This window comes from Winslowiella toletana, assembly GCF_017875465.1.
GTDB lineage: Bacteria > Pseudomonadota > Gammaproteobacteria > Enterobacterales > Enterobacteriaceae > Erwinia > Erwinia toletana.
The window spans coordinates 4072210-4088053 of the sequence record NZ_JAGGMQ010000001.1 but is presented as its reverse complement, the minus strand read 5'-3'; the positions used below and the strand labels follow the sequence as shown (position 1 = coordinate 4088053).

The 15844-nt window shown below is 55.4% G+C and carries 12 protein-coding genes; 3 read left to right on the top strand and 9 right to left on the bottom strand.

Annotated features, from left to right (window positions below; all coding sequences use genetic code 11):
• Positions 1–5: 5 nt before the first annotated feature.
• Positions 6–971, bottom strand: a complete 966-nt coding sequence (locus tag J2125_RS19070; RefSeq protein WP_017802403.1) for an isoaspartyl peptidase/L-asparaginase — start codon at positions 969–971, stop codon at positions 6–8.
• A gap of 255 nt (positions 972–1226) precedes the next feature.
• On the opposite strand from J2125_RS19070, the gene moeA reads away from it, so the two are divergent.
• Both moeA and moeB read left to right on the top strand, forming a co-directional pair.
• A complete protein-coding gene (gene moeA, locus J2125_RS19065; protein WP_017802402.1) occupies positions 1227–2462 on the top strand; it encodes a molybdopterin molybdotransferase MoeA in 1236 nt (411 codons plus the stop codon).
• Between the two features lies 1 nt (position 2463).
• Positions 2464–3225 (top strand): molybdopterin-synthase adenylyltransferase MoeB, encoded by a 762-nt coding sequence (moeB, locus tag J2125_RS19060; protein ID WP_017802401.1) that lies wholly within the window; start codon positions 2464–2466, stop codon positions 3223–3225.
• Between the two features lie 73 nt (positions 3226–3298).
• Here moeB and J2125_RS19055 read toward each other — a convergent pair whose 3' ends face one another.
• Genes J2125_RS19055 through J2125_RS19030 form a run of 6 tightly spaced genes read right to left on the bottom strand, consistent with a single transcriptional unit; the run spans position 3299 to position 10264 of the window.
• The gene (locus J2125_RS19055) at positions 3299–4942 is read right to left on the bottom strand and encodes a dipeptide ABC transporter ATP-binding protein (RefSeq protein ID WP_017802400.1); all 1644 of its coding nucleotides are present in this window, start codon (positions 4940–4942) and stop codon (positions 3299–3301) included.
• On the bottom strand, positions 4942–5760 hold the full coding sequence (locus J2125_RS19050; RefSeq protein WP_017802399.1) for an ABC transporter permease: 819 nt from the start codon (positions 5758–5760) through the stop codon (positions 4942–4944). The genes J2125_RS19055 and J2125_RS19050 overlap by 1 nt, the downstream gene beginning before the upstream one ends.
• Positions 5757–6701 (bottom strand): ABC transporter permease, encoded by a 945-nt coding sequence (locus tag J2125_RS19045; protein WP_017802398.1) that lies wholly within the window; start codon positions 6699–6701, stop codon positions 5757–5759. The genes J2125_RS19050 and J2125_RS19045 overlap by 4 nt, the downstream gene beginning before the upstream one ends.
• Positions 6702–6716: 15 nt before the next feature.
• On the bottom strand, positions 6717–8273 hold the full coding sequence (locus J2125_RS19040) for an ABC transporter substrate-binding protein (RefSeq protein WP_017802397.1): 1557 nt from the start codon (positions 8271–8273) through the stop codon (positions 6717–6719).
• Positions 8274–8290: 17 nt separating this feature from the next.
• Positions 8291–9400 (bottom strand): C45 family autoproteolytic acyltransferase/hydrolase, encoded by a 1110-nt coding sequence (locus tag J2125_RS19035; protein ID WP_017802396.1) that lies wholly within the window; start codon positions 9398–9400, stop codon positions 8291–8293.
• 15 nt (positions 9401–9415) lie between these two features.
• Positions 9416–10264, bottom strand: coding sequence for an alpha/beta hydrolase family protein (locus J2125_RS19030; protein ID WP_017802395.1), 849 nt, complete (start codon positions 10262–10264; stop codon positions 9416–9418).
• A 293-nt stretch (positions 10265–10557) separates the two neighbouring features.
• On the opposite strand from J2125_RS19030, the gene J2125_RS19025 reads away from it, so the two are divergent.
• Positions 10558–11190 carry a GntR family transcriptional regulator gene (locus tag J2125_RS19025; RefSeq protein WP_017802394.1) on the top strand — a complete coding sequence of 211 codons (633 nt, stop codon included), beginning with the start codon at positions 10558–10560 and terminating at the stop codon, positions 11188–11190.
• Between the two features lie 73 nt (positions 11191–11263).
• Here J2125_RS19025 and J2125_RS19020 read toward each other — a convergent pair whose 3' ends face one another.
• Positions 11264–12859, bottom strand: a complete 1596-nt coding sequence (locus J2125_RS19020; protein WP_040462510.1) for an ABC-F family ATPase — start codon at positions 12857–12859, stop codon at positions 11264–11266.
• A 158-nt stretch (positions 12860–13017) separates the two neighbouring features.
• A complete protein-coding gene (locus J2125_RS19015) occupies positions 13018–15666 on the bottom strand; it encodes a hypothetical protein (protein ID WP_157819466.1) in 2649 nt (882 codons plus the stop codon).
• Positions 15667–15844 lie beyond the last annotated feature (178 nt).

Here is a 15844-nt window from a genome sequence, read left to right as displayed (position 1 = left end):
TCTCCTTATTCTGCGCGATAAATACCCACTACCGCATCGTCACCGACATAGCCGTAGCCGCGATACATGCCTTCACTGTTAAACGGCAGCGCGACATTGCCATCACGATCAACCGCCACAATGCCGCCGCTGCCGCCCAGTACCGGAATTTTCTCCATAACTACCCGGTCGCTGGCCTGTTTCAGCGATAAACCACCGTACTCCATCAGCGCCGCAATATCGTAAGCCGCCAGCGTGCGCATAAATACTTCACCGGTGCCGGTACAGGAGACCGCCACATTGGCGTTATTAGCGTAGCAACCCGCGCCGACCAGCGGCGAATCGCCAACGCGTCCGGCCTGTTTATTGGTCATACCGCCGGTCGAAGTGGCGGCGGCCAGATTGCCATGCAGATCGAGCGCCACCGCGCCCACGGTGCCAAATTTACGATCGTTATCCAGCGGATCGTCGCCGCCGCTCTGCGCAGCGCCATCATGGTCGAGCAGCGTCTGGTTACTGGCTAACGCACGTTGCAGCTGTTCCCAGCGCTCAGGGGTGGAGAAAAAGTCAGGTTCCACCGCTTCCAGCTGATGTTGCGCGGCAAAAGCTTCGGCGCCAGCGCCAATAAACAGCACATGCGGGCTGTTTTCCAGCACTGCGCGCGCCGCCAGCACCGGATTACGAATCCGGGTGACACCGGCCACCGCGCCGGCTTCCAGCGAGCGGCCATCCATCACGCAGGCATCCAGCTCATGGGTACCCTGATGGGTAAACACCGAGCCTTTACCGGCGTTAAACAGCGGACACTCTTCCAGCAGGCGCACTGCTTCGGTGACCGCATCCAGCGCGCTGCCGCCCGCCGCCAGAATCGCCTGGCCGCTGGTCACAATCTGCGAAAGCGCCTGGATATAATATTGTTCTTTTTCTGCACTCATTGCCGCGCGTGTAATCGCGCCAGCGCCGCCATGAATGGCGATTACTGCTCTGCTCATAATCCCGTTGCCCTGTGCGTTAAATCAGCATGAAAAACACTGAGTTAGCTGAGGTATAGCAAAATTTCAGCGATTTTCGACTATAGGTAGCCTGTAAAGCGATGTAAAGCGGAAAGTTTGTTGACTGATAATAACGTTATGTTCTATCTGAGTCGCCGCAGCGTTAAGCGGGCGTGACCCACCTGTTAATTCGCGCCATAATAGCCGCTATCTGAGTCGTTACCGGGCAGCAGGCTGGCCCGATCTGGAGACATAATGGAACTCTTTACTGCGGGACTGATCTCCCTTGAAGACGCACGCCGCGCCATGCTGGCGCAGGTTTCCCCGCTGAGCGACAGCGAAACGGTGGCGATTACCGCTGCCGCCGGGCGCATTACCGCCGAAGCGCTGATCTCCCCGCTGAATGTGCCTCCGTTCGCCAACTCGGCAATGGACGGTTATGCCCTGCGCGAGGCGGATTTCGCCAGTGGCGCGCCACTGACTGTCGCAGGAAAAGCCTTTGCGGGTGCGCCGTACCAGGGCGAATGGTCAGCGGGTAGTTGTATTCGGATTATGACCGGCGCGCCGATTCCGCCAGGTGCCGATGCAGTGGTGATGCAGGAGCAGACGGAAAGCAGCGATCAGGGAGTACGTATCCTTGCGCCGGTCAGCAAAGGACAGAATATTCGCCTGGCGGGTGAAGATATTCGTCAGGGCGACAGCGTGCTGGCGGCCGGGGTAAAACTTGGCGTCGGCGAGCTGCCGCTGCTGGCGTCACTCGGTATTGGCCAGGTCAGAGTTGTGCGTAAGCTGCGGGTGGCGGTGTTCTCCACCGGCGATGAACTGCAACCGGTCGGCGAACCACTGGCCGCCGGGCAAATCTATGACACCAACCGCTTTGCCGTGCATCTGATGCTGGATGCGCTGGGTTGCGAAGTGCTCGATCTTGGCATTATTAAAGATGACCCTGCCGCCTTACGCGCCGCTTTTCAGCAGGCTGACGCCCGGGCCGATGTGGTGATTAGCAGCGGCGGCGTGTCGGTCGGCGAAGCGGATTACACCAAACAGATGCTGGATGAACTGGGCGAAATCAGCTTCTGGAAACTGGCGATGAAACCGGGTAAACCTTTTGCCTTTGGCCGCCTGCCGGGCAGCTGGTTCTGTGGCCTGCCAGGTAATCCGGTTTCCGCCGCCGTGACTTTTTATCAGCTGGTGCAGCCGTTACTGGCGCATCTTAGCGGCCAGCAGGCCGACGCTCTGCCACCACGGCTGCGCGCGCGTGCCAGCGAAGTGCTGAAAAAGGCCCCCGGTCGTCTTGATTTCCAGCGCGGCGTATTTAGCCGCGACGCCGCAGGCGATTTACAGGTGCGCAGCACCGGACATCAGGGTTCTCATGTTTTTAGCTCTTTCAGCCAGGCCAACTGCTTTATCGTGCTGGAGCGCGAGCGGGCAACGGTACAGACGGGTGAATGGGTAGAGATCGAACCGTTTAACGCACTGCTGGGAGGCTGAGATGCAGAGTGCACTGAGCGACGAGGAGACCCTGCGCTATAACCGTCAGATTGTGCTGCGCGACTTTGATTTTGATGGTCAGGAGAAACTAAAAGCCTCGCGTGTGCTGATTGTCGGTCTGGGTGGTCTCGGTTGCGCGGCTGCGCAGTATCTGGCGTCGGCGGGCGTCGGCTCGCTGACGCTGCTCGATTTCGACAGCGTGTCGCGCTCCAACCTGCAACGCCAGATTTTGCATACCGATGCCGAAGTCGGCATGGCAAAAGTTGCATCGGCGCGCCAGCGGCTGGCGGCGATCAATCCGCTGATTGCTATCGAAGCGGTGAATGCGCGCCTTGATGACGCCGCGCTGAAAAAACGGCTGAAAGCCTGCGATCTGGTGCTCGACTGTAGTGATAATCTTGATACCCGTGAACAGCTTAATCGCCTCTGTTATGCCGCGAAGATCCCACTGGTGTCGGGCGCAGCGATCCGCATGGAAGGCCAAATCAGTGTATTTAGCTGGCAGCAGGATGAGCCTTGCTATCGCTGTATCAGTCGCCTGTTTGGCGCCAGCGCGCTAACCTGCGTCGAAGCAGGGGTGATGGCGCCGCTGGTCGGGGTGATTGGCGGCTTGCAGGCGATGGAAGCGATTCGCGCCCTGACCGCCTACGGCAGCAGCGTAGCGGGTAAGCTACTGATGTACGATGCGATGACGCTGGAGTTTCGCCAGCTGAAGGTGGCGCAGGATCCCGAATGTGAAGTGTGTGGCCAGGGGCATAAATAAACGGAGGGCGGCGAAAACGCCGCCCGTATTGAGAATTTTCACCTGCCGTAATGACGGCGTTGCCGCCGGTTAATCAGGCAATGTTCTGTTGCAACTGATACCCGCCACTCGCCAGCGGAGTTAACCGCGGCAAACAGGAGAGCAGCCGCCGGGTATAGTCATGCTGCGGCTGATCCAGCACATCGTCACTCCAGCCACTTTCGACCAGCACCCCCTGCTCCATCACCATAATCCGATCGGCGATTTGCTCTACCGCTCCCAGATCGTGCGTAATAAACAGGCAGGCGAAACCGTAGGTCTGCTGCAACTTTTTCAACAGCAGGATGATCTGCTTCTGCACCGTCATATCCAGCGCAGAGGTCGGTTCATCAGCGATAATAAAAGCCGGGCGGCGAATAATCGCACGGGCAATCGCCACCCGCTGACGCTGGCCACCGGACAGCTGGTGCGGATAACGCGACAGGAACATCGCATCCAGCCCGACCTCCGCCAGTACCTGCGTAATCCGCTCCAGCCGCGCGCGCCGGTTCATCTGCGCCACCAGCAGCAGCGGCTCTTCCAGCAGTCGTGCGACCTTCATCCGTGGATTCAGCGAAGAGTAAGGATCCTGCTGAATCATCTGACAGGCCATGCGCCAGTTCTGGCGTTGCGCTTTGCTGGCGTTTTCCAGCGGCTGGCCCATAAACGCCAGCGATCCGGCGCTGGCCTGTAACATACCGGCAATCAGTTTACCGATAGTGGTCTTACCGGAACCACTGGCGCCCACCAGCGCTACCGTCTCACCGGCGCGCACATTAAAACTGACGCCATTCACCGCCCGCGTCAGCGTGCGCGGCTTGAACCAGCCTTGACGTCCCTGATAGTCGATAACAATATCCTGCAGGGTAATCACCGGTTGCGCGGCAAACAGCGTCTGACGATCCGGCGCGGCTTTGCGGGTTGGCAACGCATCCAGCAGACGACGGGTGTAAGGATGTTGCGGGCTGGCCAGCAGTGTATCGCTGCTGTTCTGCTCCACCAGTTCGCCCTGCTCCATCACCATAATGCGCGAGGCATAGTTGGCCACCATCGACAGATCGTGGCTAATCAGAATCACCGCGCTGCCCTTTTCCGCCGTCAGCGCCAGCATCAGCTCCATCACCTCATGCTGTACCAGCACATCCAGTGCGGTGGTAGGCTCATCGGCGATAATCAGCTTCGGCTCCAGCAGCATAACGGAGGCGATCATCACCCGCTGGCGCATGCCACCGGAAAATTCGTGCGGAAAGCGCGTTAACAGCGAGGCGGCATTACTCAGTCCGACGCGCTCCAGCATGGCGACAATTTTGGCTTTACGCTGCGGCGCCGTCAGCGTCGTGTGCAACACCAGCCCTTCATCGAGCTGGTGACCAATACTCATTGCCGGATTCAGCGATGTCATTGGCTCCTGAAACACCATGCCAATCCCGGCGCCGCGCACTTCACGCAGCTCTCCGGCGCTAAGATTGAGCAGGCTGTCAGTGGCAAACTGCATCGCATCGGCACGCCAGCTGATATTCGCCGGCAGCAGACCGATAAGCGCGCGCATCGCCAGGGTTTTACCGCTGCCGGATTCCCCCACCACCGCCAGCACTTCGCGTTCAGCCAGCGAAAATGAGATACCTTTTACGACCTGACGATCGCCGACACTGACCTGCAGGTTGCGCACCTCCAGTAACGATTTGGCTTGCGGATTCATTAATGCATCCTCGGGTCGAGATAATCACGGAGTGCGTCGCCTACCAGGTTAACGCCAAGTAACGCAAGCGAAATGCAGGCGCCGGGCAGCAGCGCCAGGTATGGCGCCTGCGACAGATAAGTCCGGCTGGCGGCCAGCATATTGCCCCAGGTCGGCTCCGGCGGCGGGACGCCAAGACCGAGAAACGACAGCGCGCTTTCCGAAATCAGCACCCAGCCAAGCATTGAAGTAGCCAGCACCGTTAACGGCGCAATACAGTTGGGCAACACATGGTGCGTCAGTATATAGCGTTCGTGATGGCCCATAACGCGCGAGGCTTCAACAAAATCCGCCTCACGTAATCCAAGCACCGTGCCACGCACAATGCGCACCACCGCCGGGGTATAGGCCAGGCCAAGCGCCAGAATAATGCCGTAGCGGTTATTGCCGAGGATACTGAGCAGACCCAGCGCCAGCAGAATGCCGGGGAATGCCAGCAGGGTATCGGTCACCATCATAATCAGCCGGTCAACAATGCCACGCAGATAGCCGCTAATCAGTCCAAGCATCACGCCACACAACAGGGCAAATGTGACGGTAGTCAGTGAGATGGTCAGGCTGGCGCTGGCCCCCAGCAGCAGGCGGCTAAGCACGTCGCGGCCATACTCATCGGTGCCAAACCAGTGGGCGGCATCCGGCCCCTGCAAGCGCGCCAGAATATTAATGCGTGACGGATCGTAAGGGGTCCAGAAAAAGCCGATTAATCCGGCGGCAACAATCACGCCAATTAAAATCAGCCCCAATAGTGCATTCGGCGCTAACGCCATACGTGGTTTCATGATGCGGCGACCCTCGGATTAAACAGCGGATAAAGTGCATCGATCAGCAAATTGGTCAGCACGTAGATCGCCGCAATAAAGATCATACAGCCCTGAATCACCGGATAGTCACGTGCATAGATGGCGTCCACCAGCAGGCGCCCCAGACCCGGCAGGCTGAATACCGTTTCGGTTACCGCCACGCCGCTCAGCAGATTACCCAGCGTCAGGCCAATCAGCGTCCAGGTGGGGCCAAAGGCGTTGGGAAAGACATGGCGCGACAGCACCCTGTGCTCCTTCAGCCCTTTGGCCCGGGCATGCGCGACATAATCCAGCCGCAGCACCTCCAGCGTGCTGGCGCGCATCATCCGCACCAGCGCCCCCACTTCCACCAGTACCAGCGTCAGCACCGGCATCAGCAGATAGATCAGCCCCTGTTGCAGATTGTCGCCGACCGAAACATAGCCCACCACCGGCAACCAGCCGAGATTAAGGCCAAAGGCGAGCAGAATCAGCAGCCCCATCCAGAAACTGGGAATCGACAGTAAAAAGGTGGAAAACATCACCAGCCCGACATCCAGCTTCGAGTTCTGTTTCCACGCCGCCAGCATGCCGAAAGGCACCGCCAGCAGCGAAGCGATAATAATCGCTGCCAGCACCACGCTCAGGGTGACGCCAAAACGGGTAACGATCAGCGGCAGCACCTGCTGGCCACTCTGAATCGACTGACCGAAATCGCCCTGAATCATCTGGCTGAACCAGATAATAAACTGTTCAGGCAGACTCTTATCCAGCCCCATACTGTGCCGCAGGTCGGCGAGGCTCGTCTCGTTAGCCAGATCGCCGAGCATCAGCAATGCCGGATCCCCCGGCACCAGCCGTGTCAGCAGAAACACCAGCACCGTCACCAGAAACAGCGTGGGGATCGCCGACAGCACACGTTTAATCAGAAACTGCAACATAGCGGCTCCTTAGCATCAGGCTTTCAGCGAGACGTTCCATAAACGGGCCGATGCCGCCAGCCAGGCTCTGTAACCCTCAATCGCTTTGCGGTGCGCGACGATATCCAGTCCCGGATAGAAGAACATCAGCGGCACCTGCTCGATCATCATCTGATGCAGCCGATCGACGGTTTTCTGGATCTCAGCCTGATCGTCAAGATAGCCAAGGCTGTCAGTTAACTTAATCGCCTCGGGATCGCCCCATACCTTACGTTTCTCTTTACTCTTGTCGCCGACGATCTGCTCAAAAGCCAGCGCCGGGTTAAAGCGCGCCGAGTAGGTGAAAGCCATCATCTGGTAGCGACCAGCCTGATAACGCTCCAGCTGGGTCGCCCACTCCATGGTGGTGACTTTGGCGTTGATACCCGCTGCCTGTAGCATCGCCTGGGCGATAATCGCCATATCAAAACTCGGCACCGTCGAACGCTTATTGGCGATAATTTCGATGGTTTCACCTTTATAACCAGCCTCTTTCAGCAGGCGGGCGGTGCGCGCCGGATCGTACTGGAAGCCCCGCTTTTCGACGTCACCATAGAATGCGGATGAGGTAGAAATATTGGCATTACTCGGTGTCGCCAGCCCCTGGCTGGTGCCCAGCGCAATCTGCTGTGTATCCATCGCCGAGGCAATCGCCTGGCGCAGTTTGATGTTTTTCAGCAGCGGGTCATCAGTCTGAATCAGAATGCCGTGACGCTGCGCGTTCGCCGCCACCTCCACTGCAATATTCGGATCTTTCTTCAAATCGGCGGCGTCAATCGGGCTGACCTGCGCCAGGTCCACCGCGCCGGAACTCAGTCCGGCTTTCACCGTAGCGGCATCCGGCACGGCCATAAAGCGCACCTCATCCACCAGCGCCTGTTTACCGCCGACAAAACCATCCGGTTTACCTGGCAACGAGGCATAAGCGGCAAAGCGCTTCAGCGAGACATATTCGCCATGTTTCCAGTTATCAAAGCTAAACGGGCCGGTGCCAATCGGTTTCAGCCATTTGCCGTCGGCATCCAGCGAATCAGGGCTGATTACCGCCGCTGCGCCGCAGTCGGTGCGCGCCAGGGTATCAAGGAACAGCGCCACCGGTTTTGCCAGCTGCATCACTACGGTATGATCATCCGGCGCGCTGACCGAAGTGACATCAATCAGCCCGCTGCCGTCAAACTCACGCACGCAGCGCCACTGGGTTTTTGGGTCATTCCAGTGCTGCCAGCTCCAGACCACATCTTTTGCCGTCACCGGCTTGCCATTATGAAACCTCACCCCGTCGCGCAGATGGAAGGTATAGGTTTTGCCGCCATCGCTGAGCTGCCACGACGAGGCCAGCATCGGCCCGACGGTGCCATCTTCGCGATAGCCCACCAGCCCTTCCACCACATGCATCAAAACATCATCGGTATTGCCATCGCGGTTAACGCCTGGCTGGCTGCTGCGGATATCCTGGTTTAACGCGAAGCGAATCACGCTGCTGTCGGCCGCATGACCTGACAGGGCGACAATCATCGGCAGAACATATGCGGCACCTGTTATACGTTTTTTCATACCGTCCTCAGAGTGGGTTAATCGAGCGTGTAGCGCGTAAAGGTCTGGTTAATCGCCGGCAGCGGCGCCACATCCATCACGCCATCGGCAGGCGTCATCACAATCATCGCCACCGTAGCGGAGAGATCGCTGTTAAAGCCGGGACGTGGCGGACGGCAAACGGAGTAAGGCGTACCAAAGTTGTCGAAAAAGGCGGCTTTCATATCTTCTTCATTCAGCAGGGGTTTGCCCGCCAGCAACTGGCTGACACGCCAGCTGCGATACAGCGAATCCGGCGAGGTGCCAATGCCCTCTTCGCGCACTTTCACCTTCGCCGTTTCACTCTCCCAGTGGTTGGCATGCACCAGCACCCCCTGTTGCGGGTAGAGAGCAAAAGCTTCATCGGGTGCGCACTCAAAATCGATGGCAAAGCCTTCCGCCGTGCTGAGGATCATATTGTTGGAGCAGGATTTGGCAGTGGTGGCGACCACCCGCATCGCCAGCGCCATATGTTGCTGTTCCAGCGCTTTACGGCGGATCAGCGAGATCGGCACGCCGAATTTACGATAGTCGCGTTCGCAGCGCAGATAGTTGGCGGTGATCGCCAGCCCGGCGCTGTTCAGGCCGCTGCGCGCCAGGCCACCAGCCTCGACAAAGGTCAGCACATCCGGCCCGTTATCACGGCGGATCTTCACCACCACCGAGGTGTCGGCGCATTCGGCGCGCCAGTCCCAGTTCTGGCCGTGGATCAGTTTGCCGTGCGCGCTGCGCTGCGGCAGGATGACCGCGCCACTGCAACCATCTTCTATGCTGTCATCATGGATTTCGCGCTGCTCGCTAAGTAACCGTGCCTTGGCAACCACTTCGGTTCGCGCGTTGATCATCACAATGGCTTCCAGCGGCACACTGGCGCCAGCGGCAATGCCTTCCATTTCCGCCAGATAGTCGGGGTCAAACTGACGCACAATGGCGGAAAAATCCTCGAGGATGCGGCTTTTCTCCTGCGGGCTGAGCAGTTCACTAAGCTGATCGCCGTAGATCGCCACGCCAGCATGAATCCTTTCGCGTGCGGCTTCACCATACTGGCGGCCACGTTGCTGTGGGGAACCGGAGATTTCAATCAGTGGAAAGGGTATGACGTTTTTCACAATGGCTCCCGGGCTTCAGCGCGTGTGGTTAAGAATCTGTACAAAGAAATCTTTCACTTCATCAAGCACTTTCATGCCGTCATGACCGACATTTGGCACAATATCCTGGGTAGCGCTGACGCCATTCGCCCGCAGGCTGTTAAGCAGCGAAGTGTTGCGCGCCACGCGCGTCTCACCGCTATCGTTGCATCCCGGCTGATAATATTTCCCGCCTGGCTGATGGGTGATCTCCCAGGTTTCGATATCCACTTTGCCGACCACCAGATGCACCGGCACCTTGCGCAGCGCGGCATAATTAAGCGGTTTACCAAACAGGGATTCGAAATTTTTCACTCCCACCCACCACTCTTTATCGTTATCCAGCAGGGTTACCGAGCCTGGCGCGCCGATGGAAACGCCCAGCAGCTTTTCCGGGTGAATAAACAGAAAACGATGCACAAAATGACCGCCGCCGGAGTAACCAAACAGCAAAAACTTCGCGAAATCCGCCTGCAGCGAGGCGCTGACCTCGGCGATCATCTCCAGCAGCAGCAGGTCGTAACGGATATCCTGCTCAATAATGTATTTAAAGCCATGCGAGTTGCCGTCGCCCAGTGGTCCCACGGCAAACAGCGGCGCCAGCACCACGCAGCGGTTATAACGGGCGAACTCGGTAAAGGCATCGCGATACTGGGTCATCGATCGCCCGGTGCCGTGCATAACCACCACCAGCTTGTGCCCCTGTGGATCGGCATCAAAGCTGGGTGGCACATACATGCAGTACTGAAAACGGCTGTCGAAACGGCAGGAAAATATGGTGGTGCTGCCGCGATAGTAGAGGGCCTGACTGCGCTGCGCAGCGGACTGAACTTCGGCTGTGGTCATCTTCTGTTCCGGTTGGCTAAGTAACGTTCGAATTTGATTCAATCACAGAACCAAAATTGGCGCCAATTTTTATGACAATTTATTCACAAAACCTATGGCTTGTGTCACAATTCTGTTAATTCAGCAGCAGGAAGCGGTGAGCGTTTCGGGGTAGTATTCTGTTTTTAAAAGGGAATGACCGGAAAATGCCTCGCCTGAAGGCAGATCGTTTTGCAATGACAGCAATGTAACTCTTGCCTGGCGGCACTAAAATACGCACTGTTTTCCCTGCGGGTTAAGGAAAGGAACCGACAATGAAACATCGTAAAAGCGTGCTACTGGTGGATGTCGCCAACAGCCTGGCGACGGACATCAATACCGGCGAATTTACTGCCGGTATGTGGCTTAAGCAGGTTGAGCTGGCGGAACGCTATAACTGTACCCGCAGCGAAGTGCGACGCGCACTGGATCAGCTGGTGATCGAGCGCCTGGTGCAACATGTACCGAATCGGGGCTATCACGTTTATGCGCCCAATGTGCAGCAACGTCGCAATATCTCGGCGATCCGCGCGATTCTGGAGAGCGCTTCAGCCAAAGATATTATCGCCAACACCAGCGCCGAAGATCTGGCAATGCTGCAAGCCTGTGCCGATAAATTTGAACATTTCACCCTGCACGGCAATATTTTGCAGCAGTACGAAGCGAATATGGCTTTTCATCGTGCCCTGCTCGCCCCCTGCGCCAATCAGGAGATGGTGGAATTAATCTTTGATCTGCGCAGCCGGGTGCCATCCGCGGCCCTCGGGCAGTGGAGCTCGCATGCGCGTATTGTGCAGTCGTCACAGGAACATTTTGCGATGGTAGAGGCGATTGCGCAGAAAGATGAACAGCGGTTAGCCACATTGATTACGCAGCATATTTTGCAGGAAAACGATAAAACGCAGTAACCATCGTCAGCACGGGCGGCGACAGAATTAAGCCGTAGGGGCGGCGTTATCGCCGCCCGCAACAACACACCGCTTAGCTATCAACACCTTTGCTACGCAGATAATCTTCGTAGTTGCCGGTAAAGTCGATCAGACGCGTCGGGGTGATTTCGATCACGCGGCTGGCCAGTGAGCTGACAAATTCACGGTCATGGGAAACGAATACCAGCGTCCCTTCGTACATCTCCAGCGCCATATTCAGCGCTTCGATCGATTCCATATCGAGGTGGTTGGTCGGCTCATCCATAATCAGGATATTCGGACGCTCCATCATCAGCTTACCAAACATCATGCGGCCTTTTTCACCACCGGACAGCACCTTGGCTGGCTTCTTGATATCGTCCTGGCTGAACAGCAGACGGCCAAGAATACCGCGCACCACCTGCTCGTCATCGTTGCCCTGCATCCACTGGCTCATCCAGTCGAAGACATTCAGGTTGTTATCAAAGTCATGAGTGTGTTCCTGCGCGAAATAGCCAATGCGCGCATTCTCAGACCATTTTACCGTACCGGTATCCGGCACCGCTTCGCCGATCAGGGTTTTCAGTAAAGTAGTTTTACCGATACCGTTCGGACCGATAATCGCCACTTTCTCGCCCACTTCCAGCAACAGGTTGACGTTTTTGAACAGCGGACCGTTATCGAAGCCTTTGGTCAGAGTCGCCAGCTCCAGCGCGTTACGGAACAGCTTCTTATCCTGCTCGAAACGGATAAACGGATTCTGGCGGCTGGACGCTTTTACTTCGTCCAGTTTGATCTTATCGATCTGCTTGGCGCGGGAAGTCGCCTGACGCGATTTCGAGGCGTTGGCGCTAAAGCGGCTGACAAACGACTGCAATTCGTTAATCTGCGCTTTCTTCTTGGCGTTATCCGACAGCAGGCGATCGCGCGCCTGGGTGGCGGCAGTCATATATTCGTCGTAGTTACCCGGATAAACGCGCAGCTCGCCGTAATCCAGATCCGCCATATGCGTACACACCATATTCAGGAAGTGACGGTCATGCGAAATGATAATCATGGTGCTGTTACGTTCGTTCAGCACCTGCTCCAGCCAGCGAATCGTATCGATGTCGAGGTTGTTGGTTGGTTCGTCGAGCAGCAAAATTTCCGGATTCGAGAACAGCGCCTGCGCCAGCAGCACACGCAGTTTCCAGCCTGGCGCCACTTCGCTCATCGGGCCGTAATGCTGTTCCAGCGGAATACCCACGCCAAGCAGCAGCTCACCGGCACGCGCTTCGGCGGTATAACCATCCATCTCGCCATACTTTACTTCCAGATCGGCCACTTTGTAGCCATCTGCTTCGCTCATTTCCGGCAGTGCATAGATACGGTCGCGCTCTTCCTTCACTTCCCACAGTTCGTGGTGCCCCATGATCACCGTGTCGAGCACGCTGTATTTTTCAAAGGCGAACTGATCCTGGCGCAGCTTACCGATGCGTTCATTAGGATCGAGGGAAACATTACCGGCGGATGGCACCAGATCGCCACCGAGGATTTTCATAAAGGTTGATTTGCCGCTGCCGTTAGCGCCAATCAGGCCGTAGCGGTTACCGCCGCCAAATTTGACAGAGATGTTTTCGAACAGCGGCTTACTGCCAAACTGCATGGTGACGTTGCTGGAAACTAGCACAGAGATTGCCTTACGGTTGGTAAACTGGAATGTGATTTAGCGCAGATTATGCCATAAAAAGCCGTGCGGCGGATACCGCCATTCAGCAGATAACGCGTCCGGTAATGACCAGCCATTACCGGACGCAATGCAATAAAGATCAACATATCGCCCGGCACTCACTCCCAGTTGTCCATATCTGCCGTCGGAATATCATCCCACACCGCCAGCCGGTTGCCATCGGTGGTAGTAACATAGCGACCAGTAAGACGCTGCACGCGCGCCAGCCGGCCATGTGCCAGCCCCGGAAACCAGATACTGGGATCAATACGTACTTTCATGCTGACCGCTTTTAAGCCTTGCGGAAAACTCCTGGTCAGCCACGGCGTCTCGCCATCTGCGGGCAACTGCGTTGAGGTGCCGCGATATTTTAACGTTGTGCTGTCTGGCTCCGTATATTCGCCAAAGCTTAAGTCCGAATAAAGTACCAGGCGGAATCCACGTGGCAGAGTAAAGTCATAACCGATCCACTCCGTCTCGGTTTCACCGGCTTTATTGCGCGTGGTTAAATCGACGTAATCGCCGGGGCCATACCATCTCAGCCCCTGGTTAGTTCTGATGGTGACAAAAAAATCATTGCGGGCAAACTGCTGGCCACCGACGGTATAGCTCTGCTGCAAGCCAGGCAACAGAAGATTGAAATAGGTGCCGCCATTACTATAGGGATTGTGCGACTGGTGATAATTCATATGAGCGGCATAATGCAAATCGCCAATACTTCGGTCAACCAGCGTACCGACAAGGTTAGCCTGGTGCGAGGTTTGCCAGGTGGCGTTAAATGCTTTAACCGTATCATCATAAATTTGCGCTAACTGGCGCAGCTGCGTATTAGCGGTAAGATACATGCGAATACGCCCTTTCAGCATATCCATTGGATCTGCCATTCGGTCGAATTTATCATATCCGCTTAAATTATATTGTATGATAAGGCCACCGAGACGTTTCTCTGAATAGAGGTCGACAAGATAGTATTGGCTGGGCAGCCCCCTGACACGATCAACATTATCCCAGTCAATTCTGTTGACATCCCACCAGGCCATATCAGACATCTGCTGCATATAATGATACCAGCCATTAAAAAACCGCTCAAAATAACTCATAATGACAGTAAATTTATCGCCGGGTTTATAGGTAATCATCGTGGCATTCAGCACACCAACATACAGAGTCGCAAAAAGAACAAATAACGGACTCACCTGATACTGCACGCGAAATTGATCGGTAAAAAAATAGGTACTGAGTTCATTAAAATTATTCAGCACCGATTCCCATTCTGAGGTTTTCCCCATATCCCATTTAGTTTTATCCGGTTCATTGCGGTTAGCATTTTCTACAACTTCCATGCGCAGTTCGTAAGCCTGCATTACGGTCTGAAAGCGGATTTTAAGATTAGTAATATGTTGTTGCGTTAATACTTCCGTTAAGCGCTTATCAATCTCGGCCCTGACATCCTCAATGGTGATGGCCTTTGGTTTGGGCCAAAAAAGATCAAGCAACAAATGAACGACTGGGGCAAGCGCGCCAAGAAACGACGCCCCCAGAATAGTTTTAGCAAACTTAGGCCCAAAGTTTATGTTAAACAGTCGTTTTAACTGCTCTGCAATCTGAGAACGAACAATCTCCTCGCCATTGCCCGGGAAGACGCGAATACTATCAAAAGGCTGAGACTGGCTGAGGTTGATATCACTGTATTGCACGCCGGGTAAATAACGCGCGCGCACCTGGGGCAAAATCAGGCCGTAAACCACTTTCATATCCACCCCAGCCGTAGCAGACTCATTCTCAAGCGCGGCAGCAGCCGGCTGTGGCTGATTAAGGTACTTCTCCAGATAAATAATTTGCTCACGCCGGACAGTCCACGACGCCAGCTGATGCTGAGGCAGGGAAATTTGCGCCAGAACCGCCTGCATTTGTTCAATATTAAGGCTTTCGACAAAATCATCAGCAATACGATCGCGCAACACATCCCGCACCACCAGCATATTATGGGATAACTCACCCGCTAGTGGCACCCAGTAAGTCAGTGACTCCTGATTGTGTCGATCGATAATATAAACCTGATCGAGGTTCGCCCCGCTTTGATTCCAGCGAATTTGTCTGCGCCGCTCATCAAACGCACTGTTCATGGCCGCAGAAAGATACTCTTCAGCATGGGAATAGTAATCATCCACCACCTCATCATCTTCTTCCAGAGCGCCAAGCCGTACGCCCTCCTGCAATATTTCGGTTAACAGATAGAGATAACGCGGGAAATCCGGCAAGGTTTTATAACTGGCTTCACCCTCAGGATGGTGTAACACCATTTCGGCTTCACGTAATTGCTCAAGAGTATGATTAACCGATGCCACCGCTCCCCTCTGCTTAACGCCACCCGCACCCTGATCGGCCACTTTTCTGCGCAGTTGCAGAAAGGTTTTCTCCAGTTTATCCAGTTGTCTGCTGACCTGCTGATGCGCTTTATTTTCGCCAGTGGACTCACTGGATAAACTGCCGTTAAGGATATGGTTTAGTTTTTCGGCCGCGCTCTGCCATGCTTTAGCGGGCTGAAAAAGAGTGCTTCCATCGCGTTGCCCCCGCATATCCAGCCAGCGGCTAAACAGATTGTTAAGGGATTCTTGCGATATTTCGGTATTAACTGAAAATTCCCCGCCATAATCTGTCGGCTCTTCATCATTATTGCCATGACAGCAACACTCTTCAGTGCGATGTTTTTTCTGAGGATAATTTTCAGTAGTACGAAATGGTGAGTCATTAGATTTTTTCTTCATAATATGCTCCAGCCTGGTCATCAGATTGATTAACACTCAGACATTAACCTTTACTCCACAATTACCGCTTATTAATTGTTGTCAGCAGGATTTTATAACGGCACCTCACTAAAAAGGAAAACGAGATATAATCCTGGTTTAGTTATCGGTATTTGCAAGTCTGGCAAAACACCCTTCA

Coding starts and splice junctions, on each gene's coding strand:
- J2125_RS19070 (WP_017802403.1), bottom strand. CDS start 971: ATGAGCAGAGCAGTAATCGCCATTCATGGCGGCGCTGGCGCGATTACA.
- moeA (WP_017802402.1), top strand. CDS start 1,227: ATGGAACTCTTTACTGCGGGACTGATCTCCCTTGAAGACGCACGCCGC.
- moeB (WP_017802401.1), top strand. CDS start 2,464: ATGCAGAGTGCACTGAGCGACGAGGAGACCCTGCGCTATAACCGTCAG.
- J2125_RS19055 (WP_017802400.1), bottom strand. CDS start 4,942: ATGAATCCGCAAGCCAAATCGTTACTGGAGGTGCGCAACCTGCAGGTC.
- J2125_RS19050 (WP_017802399.1), bottom strand. CDS start 5,760: ATGAAACCACGTATGGCGTTAGCGCCGAATGCACTATTGGGGCTGATT.
- J2125_RS19045 (WP_017802398.1), bottom strand. CDS start 6,701: ATGTTGCAGTTTCTGATTAAACGTGTGCTGTCGGCGATCCCCACGCTG.
- J2125_RS19040 (WP_017802397.1), bottom strand. CDS start 8,273: ATGAAAAAACGTATAACAGGTGCCGCATATGTTCTGCCGATGATTGTC.
- J2125_RS19030 (WP_017802395.1), bottom strand. CDS start 10,264: ATGACCACAGCCGAAGTTCAGTCCGCTGCGCAGCGCAGTCAGGCCCTC.
- J2125_RS19025 (WP_017802394.1), top strand. CDS start 10,558: ATGAAACATCGTAAAAGCGTGCTACTGGTGGATGTCGCCAACAGCCTG.
- J2125_RS19015 (WP_157819466.1), bottom strand. CDS start 15,666: ATGAAGAAAAAATCTAATGACTCACCATTTCGTACTACTGAAAATTAT.